The organism is Shewanella sp. 10N.261.52.F9 (assembly GCF_041471165.1).
Taxonomy (GTDB): domain Bacteria; phylum Pseudomonadota; class Gammaproteobacteria; order Enterobacterales; family Shewanellaceae; genus Shewanella; species Shewanella marinintestina.
In genome coordinates this window covers 231,551-251,944 of sequence record NZ_JBFRNX010000023.1, presented here as the reverse complement: position 1 = coordinate 251,944, position 20,394 = coordinate 231,551, and the positions used below count along the sequence as shown (strand labels likewise).

Annotated in this window: 18 protein-coding genes; 9 read left to right on the top strand and 9 right to left on the bottom strand. The window is 42.1% G+C overall.

The features are described from left to right. Positions 1–24: 24 nt before the first annotated feature. The 3 genes from dxs to xseB are packed head-to-tail and all read right to left on the bottom strand — an operon-like array spanning position 25 to position 3,033. The gene (dxs, locus tag AB4298_RS15500) at positions 25–1,890 is read right to left on the bottom strand and encodes a 1-deoxy-D-xylulose-5-phosphate synthase (protein ID WP_371987419.1); all 1,866 of its coding nucleotides are present in this window, start codon (positions 1,888–1,890) and stop codon (positions 25–27) included. A gap of 21 nt (positions 1,891–1,911) precedes the next feature. Continuing rightward, complete coding sequence (ispA, locus tag AB4298_RS15495; protein WP_248998614.1) at positions 1,912–2,793, bottom strand: (2E,6E)-farnesyl diphosphate synthase; 882 nt, start codon at positions 2,791–2,793, stop codon at positions 1,912–1,914. Continuing rightward, complete coding sequence (xseB, locus tag AB4298_RS15490) at positions 2,794–3,033, bottom strand: exodeoxyribonuclease VII small subunit (RefSeq protein ID WP_248998613.1); 240 nt, start codon at positions 3,031–3,033, stop codon at positions 2,794–2,796. A gap of 439 nt (positions 3,034–3,472) precedes the next feature. Here xseB and pomA point away from each other — a divergent pair, with 439 nt between their 5' ends. From pomA to thiI, 3 genes are all read left to right on the top strand, one after another. After that, the gene (gene pomA, locus AB4298_RS15485) at positions 3,473–4,240 is read left to right on the top strand and encodes a flagellar motor protein PomA (RefSeq protein ID WP_248998612.1); all 768 of its coding nucleotides are present in this window, start codon (positions 3,473–3,475) and stop codon (positions 4,238–4,240) included. A gap of 4 nt (positions 4,241–4,244) precedes the next feature. Beyond that, positions 4,245–5,213: a flagellar motor protein MotB gene (locus tag AB4298_RS15480; protein ID WP_248998611.1), complete on the top strand. Its 969-nt coding sequence runs from the start codon at positions 4,245–4,247 to the stop codon at positions 5,211–5,213. A gap of 207 nt (positions 5,214–5,420) precedes the next feature. Then, positions 5,421–6,875, top strand: coding sequence for a tRNA uracil 4-sulfurtransferase ThiI (gene thiI / locus AB4298_RS15475; protein WP_371987416.1), 1,455 nt, complete (start codon positions 5,421–5,423; stop codon positions 6,873–6,875). A 160-nt stretch (positions 6,876–7,035) separates the two neighbouring features. Here thiI and AB4298_RS15470 read toward each other — a convergent pair whose 3' ends face one another. Continuing rightward, positions 7,036–7,269: a hypothetical protein gene (locus tag AB4298_RS15470; protein ID WP_248998609.1), complete on the bottom strand. Its 234-nt coding sequence runs from the start codon at positions 7,267–7,269 to the stop codon at positions 7,036–7,038. 181 nt (positions 7,270–7,450) lie between these two features. Between AB4298_RS15470 and gcvA the strand changes: the two genes are divergently transcribed. From gcvA to rlmM, 4 genes are all read left to right on the top strand, one after another. Further along, the gene (gene gcvA / locus AB4298_RS15465) at positions 7,451–8,362 is read left to right on the top strand and encodes a transcriptional regulator GcvA (protein WP_248998608.1); all 912 of its coding nucleotides are present in this window, start codon (positions 7,451–7,453) and stop codon (positions 8,360–8,362) included. 91 nt (positions 8,363–8,453) lie between these two features. Then, on the top strand, positions 8,454–9,086 hold the full coding sequence (locus AB4298_RS15460) for an alpha/beta fold hydrolase (RefSeq protein ID WP_248998755.1): 633 nt from the start codon (positions 8,454–8,456) through the stop codon (positions 9,084–9,086). Positions 9,087–9,145: 59 nt separating this feature from the next. After that, positions 9,146–9,532: a DUF423 domain-containing protein gene (locus AB4298_RS15455; RefSeq protein ID WP_248998607.1), complete on the top strand. Its 387-nt coding sequence runs from the start codon at positions 9,146–9,148 to the stop codon at positions 9,530–9,532. 225 nt (positions 9,533–9,757) lie between these two features. After that, positions 9,758–10,840, top strand: a complete 1,083-nt coding sequence (gene rlmM, locus AB4298_RS15450; RefSeq protein ID WP_371987413.1) for a 23S rRNA (cytidine(2498)-2'-O)-methyltransferase RlmM — start codon at positions 9,758–9,760, stop codon at positions 10,838–10,840. Positions 10,841–10,947: 107 nt separating this feature from the next. On the opposite strand, the gene AB4298_RS15445 is transcribed toward rlmM, so the two are convergent. Further along, on the bottom strand, positions 10,948–11,958 hold the full coding sequence (locus AB4298_RS15445; protein WP_248998605.1) for an isocitrate dehydrogenase: 1,011 nt from the start codon (positions 11,956–11,958) through the stop codon (positions 10,948–10,950). Positions 11,959–12,210: 252 nt separating this feature from the next. On the opposite strand from AB4298_RS15445, the gene AB4298_RS15440 reads away from it, so the two are divergent. Together AB4298_RS15440 and AB4298_RS15435 are read left to right on the top strand one after the other, a co-directional pair. Beyond that, on the top strand, positions 12,211–15,006 hold the full coding sequence (locus AB4298_RS15440; protein ID WP_248998604.1) for an alpha/beta hydrolase family protein: 2,796 nt from the start codon (positions 12,211–12,213) through the stop codon (positions 15,004–15,006). Positions 15,007–15,297: 291 nt separating this feature from the next. Further along, positions 15,298–15,936 (top strand): MarC family protein, encoded by a 639-nt coding sequence (locus AB4298_RS15435; protein ID WP_248998603.1) that lies wholly within the window; start codon positions 15,298–15,300, stop codon positions 15,934–15,936. A gap of 87 nt (positions 15,937–16,023) precedes the next feature. Here AB4298_RS15435 and AB4298_RS15430 read toward each other — a convergent pair whose 3' ends face one another. The 4 genes from AB4298_RS15430 to AB4298_RS15415 all read right to left on the bottom strand — a co-directional run bounded on the left by AB4298_RS15430 (position 16,024) and on the right by AB4298_RS15415 (position 20,317). Then, entirely contained in the window at positions 16,024–16,410 is a 387-nt protein-coding gene (locus AB4298_RS15430; protein ID WP_248998602.1) for a DUF3192 domain-containing protein, read from the bottom strand. Between the two features lie 117 nt (positions 16,411–16,527). Beyond that, on the bottom strand, positions 16,528–17,286 hold the full coding sequence (xni, locus tag AB4298_RS15425) for a flap endonuclease Xni (protein ID WP_371987412.1): 759 nt from the start codon (positions 17,284–17,286) through the stop codon (positions 16,528–16,530). A gap of 44 nt (positions 17,287–17,330) precedes the next feature. Continuing rightward, positions 17,331–18,683, bottom strand: coding sequence for a nucleotide 5'-monophosphate nucleosidase PpnN (ppnN, locus tag AB4298_RS15420; RefSeq protein ID WP_371987411.1), 1,353 nt, complete (start codon positions 18,681–18,683; stop codon positions 17,331–17,333). 77 nt (positions 18,684–18,760) lie between these two features. Then, positions 18,761–20,317: a GGDEF domain-containing protein gene (locus AB4298_RS15415; protein ID WP_248998599.1), complete on the bottom strand. Its 1,557-nt coding sequence runs from the start codon at positions 20,315–20,317 to the stop codon at positions 18,761–18,763. Positions 20,318–20,394: the final 77 nt, after the last annotated feature.

Here is a 20,394-nt window from a genome sequence, read left to right as displayed (position 1 = left end):
TTTTTGTGGTATTTGATAGGTTATTTAAGCAATGAAGTCTTCAATCTGCTTTTGAATACCTGCTGCATCTAAACCAAGTTCACTGGTGATTTCATCTGGTGCACCGTGTTTGATGAACTCATCCGGTAAACCAATCTGTAACACAGGTTTAGGCATTTTTAGCTGTTGTAGTAGTTCTAGTACGCCAGAACCAGCTCCGCCCATAATGGCGTTCTCTTCAACAGTGACTAATACATCGTGGTTTGCTGCTAGATCTTTAACCAGTTCGACATCTAATGGTTTAACAAAACGCATATCGGCAACAGTGGCATCTAACGCTTCAGCAGCGGTTAAACTGCTTGCTAACAAGGTACCAAAGTTAAGGATGGCAATTTTGTTGCCTTGACGTTTGATTAAGCCTTTACCAATTGGCATTGCTGTCATGGTTTCAACTTGCTTAGCACCGGTAGCACTACCGCGAGGGTAACGCACAGCTGTAGGGCCGTCGTTATAGCAGTAACCGGTATATAGCATCTGACGACATTCGTTTTCATCAGATGGTGCCATTATCACCATATTTGGCACTGTACGCATAAAGCTTAAATCAAATGCACCTTGGTGAGTCGGGCCATCGGCACCGACAATACCACCACGGTCGATTGCAAATAGTACCGGTAATCTTTGTAGTGCGACGTCATGGATCAACTGATCATAACCGCGCTGCAAGAAAGTTGAATAGATCGCGACGACAGGTTTATAACCTTCACAAGCAAAGCCTGCACCTAAAGTCACCGCATGTTGCTCGGCAATTGCAGCGTCAAAGTATTGCTTAGGAAAACGCTGAGAGAACTCAACCATCCCTGAACCTTCGCGCATAGCAGGCGTAATAGCGAGGACTTTTTCATCTTTTTCGGCAACGTCGCATAACCACTTACCAAACACTTCCGAGAAGGTTGGATCAGATGGTTTAGCTGCAGGCTTTTCAAAGGTTGATGGATCAAACTTTGGTACCGCGTGCCAGCCGATTGGATCTTTCTCAGCAGGCTCGTAACCACGACCTTTCTTGGTCATGATGTGCAGTACTTGTGGGCCACTTAAGTTGCGCATATTGCGCATGGTTTCAACAAGCGCATCTACGTCATGGCCGTCAATTGGGCCTATGTAGTTAAAGCCTAGCTCTTCAAATAAAGTGCCTGGAACCACCATACCTTTAAGGTGCTCTTCGGTGCGCTTAGCCATCTCTTTGATAACTGGCATACCTTTAAGCACTTTCTTGCTGCTTTCACGAATCGTGGTGTAGAAGCGGCCAGACATTAATTGTGCAAGGTGGTTATTGAGTGCGCCAACGTTTTCAGAGATAGACATCTCGTTATCGTTTAGCACTACTAGCATGTCATTGTGTAAGTCACCAGCATGGTTCATGGCTTCAAACACCATACCACCGGTCATTGCACCGTCACCAATAACGGCAACGACTTTACGACCTGCTTGTTCTTTTTCAGCCGCAACAGCCATCGCAAGTGCAGCACTGATAGAAGTGCCTGAGTGACCCACACTAAAAGTGTCGTATTCACTTTCTTCGCGCCATGGGAATGGGTGCACCCCGCCTTTTTGGCGAATGGTGTGCATCTTTTCACGGCGACCCGTTAGGATTTTGTGCGGATAAGCTTGGTGACCAACGTCCCAAACTAATCTGTCAAAAGGCGTGTTATACACGTAATGAAGTGCAACAGTCAGTTCCACCGTGCCTAGACCCGATGCGAAGTGACCGCTTGATTTACCCACAGACTTCAATAAGAAACCTCTAAGTTCGTCTGCCAATTGTGGCAACACGGCTTGAGGGAGCTGTCTTAGCTCATCTGGCGTATTAGCCTGTGCAAGCACAGGGAATTGAGAAATATCAAAACTCATACGAGATTCTTTGTCTCTTTATTAAACTCTTCGCTCAATGATGTAACGGGCGAATTCTGCAATTAACTGGCTATTGTATGGTAATTTAGCCAGCGCTGATAGTGCGTCCTCAATCAAACTTGCCGCAGTTTCTTGAGCGCCCTCTAAACCAAGCAACTTTGGATAGGTGCTTTTGTTTGAATCTGTATCTGAGCCTTGGGGCTTTCCTAGCTCTTCTGTGCTAGCGATAATATCGAGCACGTCATCTTGCACTTGGAAAGCAAGGCCAATGGCATCGGCAAAGTCGAGCAACGCTTTACGCTCTTCTTGATTAACCTTGGCGGCGATGATGGCAAACTCCACTGCACAACGAATAAGCGCACCTGTTTTTAGTTTGTGTAGCTGTATTAATGTGGCTAATTCAATTTGCTTATTGGTGGCGTTAAGATCCATCGCCTGACCACCACACATACCACTATACCCAGAGGCATTAGCTAAGGCTTTAACCATAGCCAAATTCTGTGATGGAGTAATGTTTTCTATCGGGTCACTGATAATTTCAAATGCCAATGCTTGTAAAGCATCACCAGCTAGAATTGCTGTTGCTTCATCAAATGCGATATGCACAGTCGGTTGACCACGGCGCAAGGCGTCATCATCCATTGCAGGGAGGTCATCATGGATTAACGAGTAGGCATGAACGCACTCAATAGAGGCTGCACATGAGTCAAGGGTTGCCAGTTTGACACCTAACATATCGCCGATAGCATAGACCAAAAATGGTCGAATACGCTTGCCGCCGATTAAGGCACCATGTTTCATGGCTGCTTTTAGGGTTGGCTCGATATCGGCAAGCGCATCAATTCGCAACTCAAGTTGTTGATTGATACGTTGCTGGTAGCGTTTAAGTGACTCTTCTAACAATTACTCACCCTCGGTATCATAAGGTTTGAGAGTGTCTACACCCTCTTCTTGCATTAGTACGGCGACTTTTTGCTGTGCGTTTTCTAATTTATTTTGGCTGTTGCGCACAAGTTTAATGCCGCGCTCAAATTGCTTGAGTGCATCATCAAGTGACACATCACCATGCTCTAAGTCGGTTACGATTTTTTCTAGCTCGGAAAGTGAATCTTCAAATGAGAGGTTTTCTGGTTTTTTTGCCACAATATTCATTCCTAGAAATAAGCGGTACACAAAGTATATCAGCAGGGCACATGGGTCAAATTAAGCCGTTGACTATTTGCGCAAAAGCACGCTTTCAATATCAAACACACATTAATTGAGTTAGTAAAGCATACGTATGTCGGCAAATTATCGATCAGCTTGTTATCGATAGTTGCAAACACCGTCCTGCGAGCGAAATGCCATTTTAACGGAAACTGCACAAGATTTGCTGGAAAAATCACTCAAGAGATCGATTATTTGGTCGTTATATAAGTTGCAATAGTAAAAATATAGCGCTTGATGTGATGTTTGGTAACTTGTCACTTGCCGTATCACTTAAGGCGTAATATTGTCGCTACTAATTTATTCCCTGCATTATATGTAGCCGTTGATATTCGAGACTGGTAACAGTGTATCGGATTGTATTTGAGGAGCAGTTTTGGATTTAGCAACCCTAATCGGACTTATTGGCGCATTTGTCTTTATTATTATGGCAATGGTCAGTAGTGGTGGCATTGCCATCTTTATTAACGTCCCATCGATTCTCATCGTGTTAATCGGTTCTTTGTTTGTGGTAATGATGAAATATAACCTCAAGCAGTTTTTGGGCTCCGCTAAGATTGCTGCTAAAGCATTTATTTTTAAACTGGATCGCCCTGAAGATCTTATAGAGCAATCTATCTCTATGGCTGACGCTGCTCGAAAAGGTGGGTTCTTAGCCTTGGAAGAGGCAGAGATCAGCAATAGCTTTATGCAAAAAGCGGTTGATATGTTGGTGGATGGTCACGATGGTGATGTGGTGCGTGACGCGCTAGAAAAAGATATCGCATTAACTGAGGAGCGACATAAAACCGGTATTGGCATCTTTAAATCTATTGGTGATGTTGCACCTGCTATGGGCATGATCGGTACCCTCATTGGTCTGGTGGGCATGTTATCGAATATGGACGACCCTAAATCGATTGGTCCTGCAATGGCCGTTGCACTGTTAACCACCTTGTACGGTGCTGTTGTCGCTAACATGGTTGCACTGCCTATTGCTGATAAGTTATCGCTGCGAATGAATGAAGAGATGCTTAATCGTAACCTGATTATGGATGCGGTGCTTGCCATTCAAGACGGACAAAACCCAAGAGTTATTGAAGGGTTCCTTAAGAATTATCTATCTGAAAAATCAAGAACAATAGACACTTTGGGCGGGGCGTAAGCGGATGGCTAAGAAAGCCAAATGTGATTGCCCGCCGCCCGGAGCACCTTTGTGGCTGGCAACATTTGCTGATTTAATGTCGTTGCTAATGTGCTTTTTCGTACTTTTACTGGCATTTTCTGAAATGGACGTTATGAAGTTCAAGCAGATTGCGGGTTCAATGAAGTACGCCTTTGGTGTGCAAAATAAAGTGGAAGTGAAAGACATCCCGAAAGGAACCTCGGTTATAGCGTTAGAGTTTCGACCAGGCAAGCCAGAACCAACCCCGATTGAAATCATTAACCAGCAAACCAATGAAATGACCGAGCCTATGCTTGAGTTTCAAGAAGGCGAGGATTCTAGTGCTGGCGGCATTCAAGAGCAAAGAGGCGAGCAACGTGGAGGGCAAGCATCAGCGACGGCTGTAGAAGCAAGAGAAGCCGAAGCAAAAGCCGAAAGTGAAGCACAAGCTGAAACCGAAGCAACTAAGACTCAAGCCTCTGCTCAAGATAAGATTAACGAGCAAGTGAAGAAGATGGCGCAGGAGCTCAATAAAGAAATTGTTGATGGCGCGATTGAAATTGAATCATTAGGGCAGCAGATCATTATTCGTATCCGCGAAAAAGGGGCTTTCGCATCAGGTTCAGGTTTTTTACAGCCAAGGTTTAAACCTGTGGTACGCCGTGTGGGTGATTTACTTAAAGACGTTCCTGGCATTGTGACTGTTTCTGGTCATACCGATGACTGGAATATTTCTAATGAGCTTTATAGCTCTAATTGGGATTTATCAAGTAAGCGTGCGGTAGCCGTGGCTCATGAACTTGTAAGAGTGAAAGGTTTTAATCAGCAACGCATGAAAGTGGTTGGTATGGCGTCATCAGATCCATTAGTTAAAAATGATTCAGCCGCTAACCGAGCACGTAATCGTCGAGTTGAGATTGCCATTGAACAAGGGAAAGCGAAAGAATCTGATGAGATCCAAGTAAGTCAGTAATCACTTAGCGAGTACAAGCCAATACGCAATTAGGGAAACTTAATTGCGTGTTTTAGTTTTTGAGGTGCTCATTTAGCTTATTAAGCCGGTTTTGGGCAGAATATTTACTATTTTGTCGAGACAAACTGAGAATGGATATACGCAATTGCTACGCTATCTTGTTATAATCGGTTAATTGCTGTTTAAACAACTCCTCGCGGAAGACCAATGAAATTTATCGTAAAACTGTTCCCTGAAATCATGATGAAAAGCAAGCCGGTAAGAATGCGTTTTACCAAAATGCTTGAAACCAACATTCGTAACGTACTTAAAAAGGTCGACGAGACTGCTAAAGTGCAGCGCCAGTGGGACAAAATCATGGTTATGGTGCCAGATGATAGACCTGATCTGGTTGAAGCTTTCGGTGAACGTTTAGCTTGTATTCCAGGTATCGCCCACGTATTGCAAGTAAGTGTAAGTACTTTCACCTCTGTTGATGATATCTATAAGCAAACTCTAGCTGTTTATAAAGAAGAACTCGCAGGTAAAACATTTTGCGTACGTGTAAAGCGTGCTGGTAAGCATGACTTTAATTCAATTGAAGTAGAGCGTTATGTTGGTGGTGGTTTAAACCAGTTTACCGACGCTGCAGGTGTACGCTTAAAAGATCCTGATATGACTGTTAACCTAGAGATTGAAAATGACAATCTTTATCTTGTTGATAAGCGTATCGCAGGTCTTGGTGGTTTCCCTATGGCCACCCAAGAAGATGTATTATCTTTGATCTCTGGTGGTTTTGACTCAGGTGTTTCTAGCTATCAGTTTATCAAGCGTGGCTCTCGTACTCACTACTGTTTCTTTAACTTAGGTGGCGATCAACACGAGATAGGCGTTAAGCAGGTGGCTTACCACTTATGGCAGAAGTACGGTGAATCGCATAAGGTTAAGTTTATTTCTGTACCTTTTGATCCTGTAGTGCAAGAGATCCTTGAACGTGTAGACAATGGCCAAATGGGTGTGGTTCTAAAGCGTATGATGATGCGAGCTGCAGCTCGTGTTGCACAGAAAATGGGTATTCAAGCACTGGTAACAGGTGAGGCAATGGGGCAGGTATCTAGCCAAACATTGACTAACTTAAATGTCATTGATCGTTGTACTGAGCAGTTAATTTTGCGTCCACTTATCGCTATGGACAAGCAAGATATTATCAATTTAAGCCGTCAAATCGGTACTGAAGATTTTGCTAAGTCAATTCCTGAATATTGTGGTGTGATTTCTCAAAAGCCAACGGTTAAAGCAGTTTTATCAAAAGTAGAGGCTGAAGAGGCTAAGTTCTCAGAAGACCTACTTGATCGCGTGATTGCCGATGCTGAAATTATCGATATTAGGGAGATTGCTGCGCAGATGGATACTAAAATCACTGAAACAGAAACAGTAGATGCGATTAACGCGGGTGAAGTTATTATTGACGTCCGAGCACCAGAAGAGGAAGAGAAGTCTCCTTTAGAAGTTGATGGTGTTGAAGTGAAAGCGATTCCTTTCTACAAGTTGGCGACTCAATTTGCTGATCTAGATAAAGACAAGAGTTACTTATTGTATTGCGACCGCGGTGTAATGAGTAAGCTACAAGCACTTTATCTGCAAGAGCAAGGTTACGCGAATGTTAAGGTCTACCGTCCTTAATGCCCGTTGTTAAGGGCTGATTAGTTTAAGTATGACAAAGGCGACTTTATTTGAGTCGCCTTTTTTGTATGTTCACGCTAGTAGTTAGTTTAAAAGTGCCGAGTATTAGATACAAAAAAACCACCTATTAGGTGGTTTTAAGAAAGCCTTAAAAACGCTTTTAGTCAGCAAGCATTACTTTAGCTGTTGCTTCTTCGTTCTTCTTTTGCTCATCAGTAATTAGCATAGTATTAAGTTCAGAAGTTAACTGAGACTGCATTAATTCCATGCTTTCTGCTAGGTTAGCTGTTAGTGTTGCTTCAACATCTTTGGTATCAATGTTGGTTTCGTCAGCGCTTACGGTTGCTGATAGGCTAAGAGTAGCAATAACAAGTACTGATTTAAGGTTTAACATACGCGGTAGCCTCCAGGCTTATATTCGGGTTGTTAGACATTCCCCATTTACGTCGTAGAGGCTGTCCAACTAATATCGTTTTGTTGGCGCAGATTTTGACCAAAATGGCTGGCCTTTACAAACGATAAAATGTAACAATACCCATTAGAAAAACTAATTAAAAATCGGGATCTGGATCACTATGGCAAGACGATTACCTCCCCTAAATGCAGTTAAGGCATTTGAGGCAGCAGCTAGGCATTTGAGCTTTACTCGTGCGGCCGAAGAACTGTTTGTAACCCAGGCTGCAGTTAGTCATCAAATTAAGGCTTTGGAAGAGTATCTCGGATTAAAATTATTCCGTCGAAAGAACCGTTCTTTACTACTAACGGAAGAAGGGCAGAGCTATTTTCTCGATATCAAAGATATCTTTACCCAGCTAGCTGATGCTACCGATAGACTGCTTGCTCGAAGTGCTATTGGTTCGCTTACAGTAGCCACCTCGCCTAGCTTTGCGATCCAGTGGCTAGTGCCAAGACTCGCTAAGTTTAGTGAGAAAAACCCAGAGATTGATGTACGAATTAAAGCGGTTGATGATGAAGATGGCTCATTAACTGATGATGTCGATGTCGCTATTTATTACGGTATGGGTAACTGGCAAGGCATGCGTGCTGACAAGCTTAGAAATGAAGTACTTATTCCGGTTTGTTCACCGCTATTACTTAACGGCCCTAAGCCATTAGAAAAGCCAAGCGATCTTAAAAATCACACTCTTTTACATGATTCAAGCCGTCAAGATTGGCAGGCGTGGTTTAGGCAATGTGGAATTACTGATATTAATGTGAACCAAGGTCCAATATTTAGTCATTCTTCATTAGTATTACAGGCTGCGGCTCACGGCCAAGGTGTGGCGCTAGGATACAGTGTACTTGCAAGGCCGGATATTAAGGCGGGTCGCCTTGTTTGTCCATTCCCTGAAGTTTTAGTCAGTAAAAATGCATATTACTTAGTGTGTCAGCAAAATCACGCTGAAATCGGTAAAGTGGCAGCGTTCAGAGAGTGGATGCTAGATATGTTTGAAGAGGAGACACGTAGTGAGTTGCTTACAGGATAGGCTAAAACAAGCTTATCTTGATGGTGAGCTAAGTTCTGCGGTAGCGTCGTTATCTGACGGTGATTTAGTTTTCGATACTGAGCAATTTCTAATTGATGTTAGCAAAACGAAAGATGATCACTCGGAAGAATTGATAGACACGCTTATTGTGTTGACTCATGGCGCTGGTGCGAATATGCATCATGAATTTATGACAACGATGGCAGAAGGGTTGGCAACGAGTTCTACTCGAGTCGTGCGGTTTAACTTTCCTTATATGCGCGCTAATGCGATTGACGGAAAACGTCGTCCACCGGATAGAGCGCCAAAGCTCATTGCTGATTACGCGCTACAGTTGAGTATTTTAAAGCAGCAGTTTCAGCCAAAACGTGTATTTCTTGTTGGTAAGTCTATGGGTGGGCGCATGTCCGCGATATTGGCTGAAAGTTTGGCTGTCGATGGCGTAGTATGTTTAGGTTACCCCTTTATTCCACTTAGCGGTGGTGAGGCTCGTCTTGAGCCAATAGAGCAGTGCCTAGCCCCTATATTAGTCATTCAAGGTGAGCGGGATAAGTTTGGTTATAAAGGCTTGGTTGAAACTTGGCCTGTTATGAACAAAGTGCAGTTACATTGGTTAATCGATGGCGATCATAGTTTTAAGCCACGAAAGTCGTCAGGCACTAGCTTAGAGGCTAACCTAGATAAGGCTATTTTTGTAGCTCAAGAATTTATAGCACAGGTTTAACCCGTTATTTTTTGCGGGTTTGAATATCTTTTACTGTTGATTTAAAGGGGAGAGGGTTAATGCGTAATGGATTTTTGCTGCTTGCAGCGTTAAGCGGTTTCATTGCTGTAGCATTAGGGGCATTTGGTGCTCATGGTTTAAAGAATGTTGCTCCACCTGAGTTGATTGCGATTTTTAACTTAGGTGTTGAATATCAGTTTTACCATACCTTTGCGTTAATCGCAGTGGCTTTTGCTGGTCACTGGCTAAAATCTCGCTTATTGGATTGGGCGGGTTATATGTTTATTGCGGGTATGATTTTATTTTCTGGATCATTGTATATGTATGCGTTGATTGGCGCCAAGTGGACTGGTCCTGTGACGCCTATAGGCGGTGTGTGTTTCTTGCTTGGTTGGCTATTTATTGCAGTGGCAGTATGGCGTAATCGAGTCAAAGAACTCGATTAAGTGCGATGTGGGCTTATGTTTGTGCTTGAACGCTGATAATTAAATATTAGACAGTACACAGCTAAGCTTGAACAGTGTAAAATAGCGGCCAACAACTTTGTTGGCCGCTTTTTTATATCAACTTTTCAATAATGCAAGCTGTTTACACGCTATGCTTTTGAAAGCCTGATTCGTTAATTTATGACAGGCATTTCGATTGATATTATTTTATCTTCAGGAAATTCAATGATAAACCTATTTTTATTTTGCCGTGCTGGTTACGAAAAAGATTGCGCAGCAGAGATCCAAGTGCGCGCGGCGGAGCTCGATATTGGTGGTTTTGTAAAAACCAATACCAATGATGCTTACGTCATTTTTCAGTGCTTTCAAGCCGGTGATGCTGAAGTTCTGGCGAAAAATATCAGCCTAGACTCACTTATTTTTGCCAGACAGATGTTTGCAGCAAAAGAGTTGCTTAAAGGTTTACCTGAGCAAGATAGAATTGGCCCAATCGTTGAAGCCTTAAACCAAGTAAACAAAGCGGGTGAGTTGCGTGTTGAAACTCCTGACACCAACGAAGCGAAAGAGTTATCTAACTTCTGCCGTAAGTTTACTGTGCCGCTACGCCAAGCATTGAAAAAGTCAGGTACTTTGCTTGAAAAGGAAAACCCGAAGCGTCCAATTATTCACGTATGTTTTGTTGCTTCAGGTCAAGCTTATGTTGGTTACTCATTAAGTAACAATAGCTCTCCTTATTTTATGGGGATCCCAAGACTTAAGATTGCAGCTGACGCGCCAAGTCGCTCAACCTTAAAGCTTGATGAGGCCTTTATTCACTTTATTCCTAAAGAAGAGCAAGAAACGCGTCTAAGCAGCGGTATGAAAGCGGTCGATCTTGGTGCTTGCCCAGGCGGTTGGACATATCAGCTTGTTCGCCGCGGTATGTTTGTTGCTGCAGTTGATAATGGTCCGATGGATCAAGGCCTAATGGATACTGGACAGGTAAAGCATTACCAAGCAGACGGTTTTAGATTTGAGCCACCAAGAAAGAACATTACTTGGCTGGTGTGTGACATGATTGAAAAGCCATCACGTGTTGCTGAGCTAATTGAGGCTTGGGCAATAAATGGTTGGTTTAAAGAGTCTATTTTCAATCTTAAACTGCCGATGAAAGCGCGTTATAAAGAAGTTTCAACGATTCTTGAGACCATGGCCGAGATCTTAAAAGAAAATGGCGTGGACGATTTCTCTATTGCCGCTAAGCATCTTTACCATGACCGTGATGAAGTGACTGTGCACCTTTGCTTACGTCCAAGTCAGCCTTGGTAAATATAGCAAGATAGTCATAATGCTAATCGATTACAGATAAAAAAAGACCCTATGTGAAAACATGGGGTCTTTTTATTTAATGGCCTGAACTAATTCAGGTGATTAAATTATGATAAACGCTCGATCACTGCTTGAGTGAAATCAGTTGTGCCGTGAGTACCGCCAAGATCGCGCGTTGTACGGTCACCTTCTTCAATTACTGCGGTGATAGCACTGCGGATAAGCTCCGCTTTATCTGACATGCCTAAATACTCAAGCATTTGGATTGATGCTAGAACAACTGATGTTGGGTTTGCAAGATTCTTACCTGCGATGTCTGGCGCACTGCCATGTACCGCTTCAAAGATTGCTGCATCGCTACCGATGTTGGCTCCAGGAGCCATACCTAGACCGCCAACAAGACCAGCACATAAGTCTGATAAAATGTCACCAAATAGGTTCGTAGTAACAATCACATCGAAGTTTTCTGGGTTCATTACCAGTTTCATGCAAGTTGCATCAACAATCATTTCTTCAGTAGTGATGTCTGGGTAACGTAAGCTGACTTCGCGTGCAACTTTCAGGAATAAACCTGAAGTTGACTTCATGATGTTAGCTTTGTGGACGATAGTGACTTTTTTACGTCCTTCTTTTCGAGCTAGCTCATAAGCGAAAGTCGTGATCTGCTCAGCGCCTTGACGAGTAATAATACTTGTCGCTTCTGCAGTTGCACCATCATCAGATACTGTTTGGCCTAGGCCTGAATACATACCTTCGGTGTTTTCACGTACCGTGATGATGTCGATGTTGTCGTAACGAGCTTGAGTGCCTTTAAACGACAAAACAGGGCGCACGTTTGCATACAAGCTAAATTGCTTACGTAGGCTTACGTTGATTGAAGTAAAACCTTCACCAACAGGTGTTGTTAGCGGGCCTTTTAAGGTAATACGGTTCTTTTCGATAAGTTCTAATGTGCGCTGAGGTAATAATTCACCGTGCTTTTCTAAAGCTACAAGGCCTGCATCCGCAAATTCATATTCAAAATCACAGCCTGCTTTATCAAGAATCTTAAGGGCTGAATCAATAATGCTTGGGCCAATCCCATCACCAGGGATAACGGTTATAGTTCTTTTTGTCATGTATAGTCCTACCAGGGTTAGGCGTTACTGCAATTGTCTAACCATGCCACGAGGCATGATAAGTAACTCGATATATTTTCTTTTTATGCGACGTATTTTAAACACTTTTAAACAACTTTCACAGTAAATAGTGAGCAATCTCACGTTTTTTTCTGTAGGGTAACTTGCATAAATTACCGCTTATGACGATGATTGTTCGCCAGAAGCTTAAAAAGTCTACTTTAGTCTAATAAAATAATAATGAGGAAGACCTTGAAGTCACTACCAATAAAGTCATTATTGCTGTTCTCGACCAGTTTGCTTTCAGCAAACATCATGGCTGCTACGAATAGCATTACACCCGACGATATCATGCGATTTGAATCGCTTAAAAAGCCTGTTATTTCAGATACTGGTAATATGCTAGCTGTTGAAGTTAAGCCAGACCGTGGAGACAGCCATGGTTTAGTTAAAAGCTTAACGACCAATAAACAGTTTAGTGTAAAAGGAGCCAGCAAGCCAAAAGTGAGCCATGATGGCCGCTTTGTTGCTTTTGTTGATGCAGTGCCTTTACTTGACTCTGAGAAGGCTAATAAGAAAGCTAAGAAAAAATTAAAGTCTGGTGTTGTTTTATTAGATACAACAACGGGCAAAGAAATACGTTTTGATCGTGTTAAATCTTTTGAATTCAATGAGACAGGTAGCCACTTGGCTATTTGGTTTGAAGCTGAAGATAAGAAAAAAGATGAAAAATCGGTAGATAGCGCTAAAAATAGTAAAAGCGACATAAAAGTCGATGATTTTGACAAAGGCACATTAGTTGAACTTGTTTCACTTAATGGGTTGAAATCAACTAAATTTAAAGATGTTACGGCCATGAACTTTGATAAGTCAGGTCAACATTTTGCGCTTGCAATAAATAATATCGAAACTAATAAGCATGAGCTTAGACTTGTTAAGCTTGCCAACGATACAGCCACGATAGTTAAGAGTTTTAAACAGCAGCAAGTCGGTTCCGTGGCATTAAGTGATGATGGTAAATATTTAGGCTTTACCTATGGCAATGCTAAAGTTGAGCCGTATGGCCGCGAATATCAGTTATCGTTACTTAACTTGCAAACTAATCAAGTTATTGCAGCGCCAATAGCAGATGATTGGACATTAAATCGTTATGCTGAGTTACGTTTTTCCGATGATAGCCAACGTTTGTTCTTTGGCCGCGTACCTCAAGTTAGTCAACAACTAGAAATTGCTAAAGTAGAAAACGAAGCTGACCTGTTCGATAAAGAAGTTATTACTTCAGGAAGAGCTTTGAAAATTTGGCATGGGGATGATCCTCGGATTAAGCCACATGAGATCAAGCAATATAAAAAAGAGATGAAGCGCACTTATCTCGCGGTATTGCATGTTAATGGCAATAATTTAGTTCAGCTTGGTGACCTTAATGTTCCCGATGTAGAGGTTCAGCAGCAACAACGCTTTGTGATTGCAAGCTCTGATTTACCTTACCGTAAGATGATCACTTGGGCTGGGTTTTACCGTGACTTTTACTTAGTCGATTTAAATACCGGACGTAAAATTCCACTTTTGAGTCAGCAAAGCAGCTCAGAAGAACCAACGTTATCGCCTGACGAAAAATTTGTTGCTTACTATTTACATGGCAATGTGTTTCTTTATGAAGTAGCCCAAGATAGACGGACTAATATCACTAAGAGCTTAGGCGTGTCATTTGCCAATGAAGATCATGATTATCCTTCAAATGCTCCAAGCTATGGAGTAGGGCCTTGGATTAAAGGTGATGCTGGGTTATTAATTTATGACAAATATGATATTTGGCAAGTAAATACCATATCACATGATGCTTTCACGCTAACCGCTGGTGAAGGTCGTAAGCACGGAGTTCAGTATCGTGTAACTGGACTTGTTGAAGATAAGAATAAGCCTGCTGTGCTGAAAAACGACGAGAAAGTGTTACTTCATGGCTACAGTGATGTCACTAAAGGTGATGGGTTTTATCAAGCTCAAGTTGGCGTTGCAGGGGTTAAGCCATTAATGGATGGCGACTATAAACTTAAGTTACTCGCACGTAGTAAGGATGCACGAACGATAGTTTATTCAAAAGAACAGTATGATCTGTTCCCAGATCTTTACACTGCTAGTTATAGCGCCCCGCAAGATGCGACGCGTCAAACGAATTTAGATAAACAGCGTGACGCCTTTAACTGGAGCCAGTCTGAACTTGTACATTGGACTAATGGCGACGGTAAACCATTAGATGGCGTGTTGATCAAGCCGACGAATTATGTTGAAGGTCAACGCTATCCGGTATTGGTGTATTTCTACCGCTTTATGAGCGACAGATTGCATGCTTTTCCGCAGATGAAGATTAATCACCGCCCTAATTTTGCATGGTTTGCAGATAATGGTTACGCGATTTTCTTACCTGATATTCGTTTTGAAGTGGGCTATCCTGGTGATTCTTCAGTACAGGCATTGACGTCCGGTGTGCAGCATTTAGTTGATATAGGGATTGCAGATCCACAAGCAGTAGGGATTCAAGGTCACTCTTGGGGCGGCTACCAAACGGCATTTGCCGTGACTAAAACCAATATTTTTAAAGCGGCGGTTACTGGTGCTCCTGTATCTAATATGACCAGTGCTTATAGTGGTATTCGCCATGGTAGTGGTTTAGCAAGGCAGTTTCAGTATGAAACAGGGCAAAGTCGTATTGGTGAAAGTTTATTTAAGTCACCACAGAAGTACATAGAGAATTCTCCGGTGTTTTACGTTGAACGTATTAAAACACCTATGATGATTATGTTTGGTGATAAAGATGATGCGGTGCCTTGGGAACAAGGTGTTGAGCTGTATTTGGCAATGCGTCGTGCCGGAAAAGACGTGGTGTTTTTGCAGTATGAAGATGAGCCGCATCACCTTAAGAAGTACCCTAATAAGTTAGATTACAGTATTCGTATGATGCAATATTTTGATCATTACCTAAAAGGTGAACCTGCACCTAAATGGTTAAGCGAAGGCGAAGCTTATACTGAGTTTAAAAAAGCAGGTTAAACTTCATAATTCCATCTAAATGCCGGATATTGTATCCGGCATTTTTTTTACTTTAAGAGTCATAAGCCCATTGCTGCCTATGAGTGACGTAGGGAGCGGTGAAAAATGAAAGGACAGCTCTTCAAATAATTCAATCCCATCATTCGATAATGTAAATCTGCTACCTAAGATAAAGCATTGTATATGTAAATTGCAGTGTAAAATAATTAATTGATGTGGCTCAAGGGTCGTAATAGGATGAGATATCTGCATAATCTATAACTGAACGACTCAAATCAAAGGAAATAATACATGGATGGGATATGGATGCATGTCGGGGCCGTCTTTATGGGCTTCTTTGCCATAATGAATCCGATTGCGAACGTACCAATTTTTTTAGGGCTGACCTCAGAGTATGATGAAAAGACTACTCGGCTAATCGCTTTTAGAGCATTAATTATCGCTTTTGTGATTATTAGTTTATTTGCTATATCGGGGCAGTTTATCTTCCATTTATTTGGTATTTCACTATCCGCCTTTAGGATCACAGGCGGCTTACTGGTATTTCTAATTGGCTTTCATATGCTACAAGGCAACCAATCTTCTGTGCACCATGACAAAGATAAGCCTGAAGATGAATCTCTTGAAGCAAAACTGAGTGTTGCTGTATCACCTTTAGCTCTGCCTATCTTAGCGGGGCCAGGCACTATCGCAACAGCGATGAATTATACTGCAGCTGGTGGCGCGCCAGAGCTCATTAGTACTATTGGTTCGTTCGGGGTACTGTGTGTTATCACTTATGTGTTCTTTATCTTTGGTGGTCGCTTGGTCAGCTATTTAGGAAGCGCAGCGCTAGGAGCGATCACTCGAATGATGGGACTTATTCTAGCTGTGATCGGTACCCAGATGGCGGTAGAAGGCTTACAGGGGGCATTTAAGGTTCTTGGTTAACTCGTTTAGCGGAGTTATTTAAACGACACAAGCATAAAAAAGCAGTGACCTTGTGCACTGCTTTTTTAATGCGGTCAGACTGATAGCTTAGCTATCAATAGAGCTTGCTAGGTATTGTTTATAGGTATCCTCGCCCCACGCAATAAGCTTACCTTGTTTAAATAACATTGGGGTGCATTCTTCTTTTGTAGTTTCACCATCAGACTCTTTATGGTGAGTTCGGTAAAAGAGCACTTGTAGCTGACTTTCTTGGGAGAGTTTAGCCTCAGAAAAGTCTGCCTTACCGAATAACGATTTAATCTCTTCGATACTTTGGCCTAAAGTTACTTCACTCATTTGAGCGAGGTTATAAGCTTGCCTATCTTCCCAATCCATTTCGTCTGGGCTGGGGTCGTAAGTTGCCATGATCACAGCAACAAACGCGACATAAGTGACAAAGATACTAATGATGATTACGGGGAGTTTTGATTTCATCGGAATAGTGCTTCCTTCACGCATTTCCTTTAATAGTGTAAAGATACTACTTGAATGCGTGAGGGTAAATGCTATAAATGCAACTTTATGTTAACAGGTGTAAAGCTAACTTGGCTGTTACGCTTCTAATCTAAACTGCTTTAGATTGACGTTTAAGGGAATATCTAATTGCAGTTGCACAAGTTTATAACTCAGGCGGGCCATTTGTTTGCCAGCTTCCAGCTTTTTGGCTTGTTTTGAACCAACTTTATCAATGGAGTTATAAATGTTCGCCAGCGAGCGGAAAATTTTCAATAGCTCTACTGCTGACTTAGGGCCGATTCCGGGGACGCCAGGGATCTTGTTACCACTGTCTCCAGCAAGTGCTAGATAGTCAATGAGTTGCGCTCTTTCTATACCAAGCTTTGCTTCCATATCTTCTATGGTTAGGTAAGCTTGACTAAAATGATCCCATTGTTTGATATTTGGATGATTTAGCTGGCTAAAGCCCTTGTCGGTGGATACGATTATGGCTTCACCATTGATGTTCGCAAGCTTTGAGGCTAGGGTGGCAATGACATCGTCCGCCTCAGACTCAGCTTCTATAGAATTAATCTGGTTTTCAGCGAGATAATTTTTTAGATCTGCCAAGGTATTCGCTAATGCTTCAGGCATTGGCTTACGGCCTTTTTTATAATCTTCATATAGGGCTTTACGCCAAGAAACGGCATTTCCATCCCACACTATTGCTGCATGAGTTGGTTGATGGGACTTGATGAGTTTGCTGCATGCACCATTTACTCGCTCTTTCAATCCAGATACATCCGATTCATTAGGCTGTGCGGCGTGAATGCGCCGCACTAAGTTCATGCCATCTATAATGAGAAATTTATTCATCTAATTGTTTATCTTAATATCGTTTAAATTAACCTAAGTTCAGGTTATTTGATCACTTTGTAGCAGGGCACATAAGCACTACCTGGTAGCTTCATTCGTTGCTGAGATACAAAAGCGCTTAACAGTTCATCCATCAACCCCATTAGCTTAGGGTCGCCTTTAAGCTCAAAAGGACCATGGGCCTCAATAGCTTTGATTGTGTCCATTTTGACATTACCTGCCACAATACCCGAAAACGCTTTACGTAGGTTGGCTGCAAGTTCAGCTTTGTTAGTTTGAAAATGCAGATCTAAGTTACTCATGACTTCATGGGTCGGTTCAAATGGTAACTGGAACTCGGGTTCAATTTTTAACGACCATTGATATTGGTATGAGTCACCGTTGTCTTTACGGAACTTTTTAATATCTTCCATCGCTTGTTTTTGAATTCGCGCAACTTTTGCTGGATCATCAATAATAATCTGATATTTACTTTGAGCTTCTTCACCTAAAGTCGCCGCAATGAACTCATCAATACGCAAAAAGTACTCTTCGCTTTCTTTAGGGCCCGTAAGCACTAATGGGAAGGGAATATCTTGATTATCTTTGTTAAGTAAAATACCCAGTAGGTACAATAGTTCTTCTGCGGTACCAGCACCACCAGGGAAGATAATAATACCGTGCCCCAAGCGAACAAAAGCTTCTAGGCGTTTTTCAATGTCCGGTAAAATCACTAGTTCATTTACAATCTGGTTTGGTGGCTCGGCAGCAATAATACTCGGCTCAGTTAAACCGATATAACGAGCATGGTTAACACGTTGCTTAGCATGGCCAATCGCGGCACCTTTCATTGGCCCTTCCATGGCACCAGGGCCACAACCGGTACAAATATCGAGCTTACGCAAACCTAATTCATAGCCCACTTCGCGGGTATATTGGTACTCAATCGGGTTAATACTGTGTCCCCCCCAACAAACTACAATATTGGGATCTAACATCGGCATCGAACGTGCATTACGTAGGATATCAAATACTACGTTAGTAATATGGTTAGCATTAGTTAGATTGATATGCTTGAGGTTGTCGTATTTATCGTTGATGTAGACAATATCTCTAAGTACTGAAAACAGATGCTCCTGGATCCCCGCAATAATCTCACCATCTACAAAGGCTTCTTCTGGAGGATTGGTCAGCTCTATTTTAATGCCGCGCTCTCTGCGCAGCACATTAATATTAAATTCGCTGAATTGGGTAAATAAACCTTCGGCATTATCGCTTTGTAGGCCTGATGCAAGAACGGCTAATGAACAACTGCGGTAGAGCTGGTAAAGCTCACTTTTGGCATTTTGCTTTAATCGATCAACCTCTAATTGAGACAGTTGATCTAGGCTACCTCGGGGACTAATTTTTACTATCATAGCAACTCCTTAAGCAGTGATAGCTAAGTGGTCCCGCAAAGGCATGCGTGATAACGAGTGTTAACACAGGGGAAAACTTAGAAGTCGATTATAACTCTATCTCTGCTTTCGTTTTTGGCTTTGTATAGCGCAGCGTCAGCTCTATCAAATGTTTCTGTGATGAGCTCATTTTCAATTATTTGTGCTGCGCCTATAGATACTGTAACTGTAATTCGCTGATTTTTAAACTTAAACGGAATACTTTTTACTTTCTCTCTTACGCGGTTGAGTAATGGAAGGATGTCACTATCAGCGATATCTGGTAGTAATAGAACAAATTCTTCACCACCGTAACGGGCAACGAACTCAGACTCTCTTAATGAGTTTTTTATTGCCATAGCAATGACTTGCAAAGTTTTATCACCAGTGCTGTGGCCAAAACTGTCGTTAATTGTTTTGAAGTGATCAATATCGGCGACAGCGACCCATAAGGGCTGGTTAGTACGCTGATAATTGCGATACTCGATATCCATCCTTTCTTCAAGCGCACTGCGGTTTGGCAGTTGAGTCAGCGAATCGAGTAGATTGAGTTTTTGTTGCTCAAATAAGCGTTCTTTGTATGATTCGGTTTCTTTACTTAGTTCTTTGAGTTCACGGCGCAGCGCTTCTACTGACTGTTTTAGTTGGGCTTGCTCTCTATTTTCTAATAACTCTTTGCGGCCAAGGGATTTTCGCAGTGACGCTAAATGGCTAGTAATTTGATTTTTTAATTCATCGATATCATTGACTTCAATGACCGCTTCACCAACGTTATCGACTTGGCCGTTAATATCGCGGTTAAGCTGTTTACTCACCTGAAAACTTTTTACTGAGTGGCTGTAAGACTCTGTCACCACATCTTGTACATTGCTTAGCGCGTTATTCAGTACAAATAGAAACTCTTGTGAGGCTGTTTTCTCTCGCGCAATATTATCTAACAATAAGCCAAGTACAACTTGATAAGCATCAAGTAGTGTTGTTAGCTCAAAATCTTCTGTTAATGACTTTTTTATCTGTGCAATTTGTTCACGTTGCTCTTTTCTGAATTCTATTTCAGATAGTAGCTGTGCTAGTTCGTGCGCGGATTGCCTATGACGCGGTAAGATCTCAAATTGCTCGCCGAGGTTTAGTTGTTCTTTTAAGATTTCATCATAAAAGTTAACGACCTTTTCGACTTTAGGGATGTAGTCCCAATAAGTATGCAGTGGCTTAGTTAGTTCTTTCTTAAAATAAGAAATTTCGAGTCTTAATTTGCTAGGAAGAGATTCAATACGTTGAATTTGGCTAACCATCTTAGCCAACGCCTGACGGCTATCTTCGAGCTGAAGCATAATACGAGCGTATTGCTGCTTAAGTATGGTATCGGCTTCGTTAAGATCGACTAAGGAGTCTTCAACTTGGCTAAAGTTAGCCAATTTATGACGTAATTTTGCTAGTTTATTATCGAGCTCTAAGTTCTGCCCTTTACAAGCAAGGCTGAGCTGACCAATAAATTGCATGAGGATGTGCAGCTTTTCATTTTGCTCTTCGTTCATCTCCTCTAATGCCTGCTTGGCGGTATAGAGTTTTTGCTGTAACAAGCTTATTTGAGATGTGCTTATGGCTGCATCCTTCATGCTTAGGTTTTTCCCTATAAATTACGCGACTTAGTCTATCTTTAACGTTTGAGTACTTATCTTAGCAGTAGTACTGA

Excerpts from the sequence above, each read along its gene's own strand:
- dxs (WP_371987419.1), bottom strand. The coding sequence starts at position 1,890 with ATGAGTTTTGATATTTCTCAATTCCCTGTGCTTGCACAGGCTAATACG.
- AB4298_RS15480 (WP_248998611.1), top strand. The coding sequence starts at position 4,245 with ATGGCTAAGAAAGCCAAATGTGATTGCCCGCCGCCCGGAGCACCTTTG.
- thiI (WP_371987416.1), top strand. The coding sequence starts at position 5,421 with ATGAAATTTATCGTAAAACTGTTCCCTGAAATCATGATGAAAAGCAAG.
- AB4298_RS15470 (WP_248998609.1), bottom strand. The coding sequence starts at position 7,269 with ATGTTAAACCTTAAATCAGTACTTGTTATTGCTACTCTTAGCCTATCA.
- gcvA (WP_248998608.1), top strand. The coding sequence starts at position 7,451 with ATGGCAAGACGATTACCTCCCCTAAATGCAGTTAAGGCATTTGAGGCA.
- AB4298_RS15455 (WP_248998607.1), top strand. The coding sequence starts at position 9,146 with ATGCGTAATGGATTTTTGCTGCTTGCAGCGTTAAGCGGTTTCATTGCT.
- rlmM (WP_371987413.1), top strand. The coding sequence starts at position 9,758 with ATGATAAACCTATTTTTATTTTGCCGTGCTGGTTACGAAAAAGATTGC.
- AB4298_RS15445 (WP_248998605.1), bottom strand. The coding sequence starts at position 11,958 with ATGACAAAAAGAACTATAACCGTTATCCCTGGTGATGGGATTGGCCCA.
- AB4298_RS15435 (WP_248998603.1), top strand. The coding sequence starts at position 15,298 with ATGGATGGGATATGGATGCATGTCGGGGCCGTCTTTATGGGCTTCTTT.
- AB4298_RS15430 (WP_248998602.1), bottom strand. The coding sequence starts at position 16,410 with ATGAAATCAAAACTCCCCGTAATCATCATTAGTATCTTTGTCACTTAT.
- xni (WP_371987412.1), bottom strand. The coding sequence starts at position 17,286 with ATGAATAAATTTCTCATTATAGATGGCATGAACTTAGTGCGGCGCATT.
- ppnN (WP_371987411.1), bottom strand. The coding sequence starts at position 18,683 with ATGATAGTAAAAATTAGTCCCCGAGGTAGCCTAGATCAACTGTCTCAA.
- AB4298_RS15415 (WP_248998599.1), bottom strand. The coding sequence starts at position 20,317 with ATGAAGGATGCAGCCATAAGCACATCTCAAATAAGCTTGTTACAGCAA.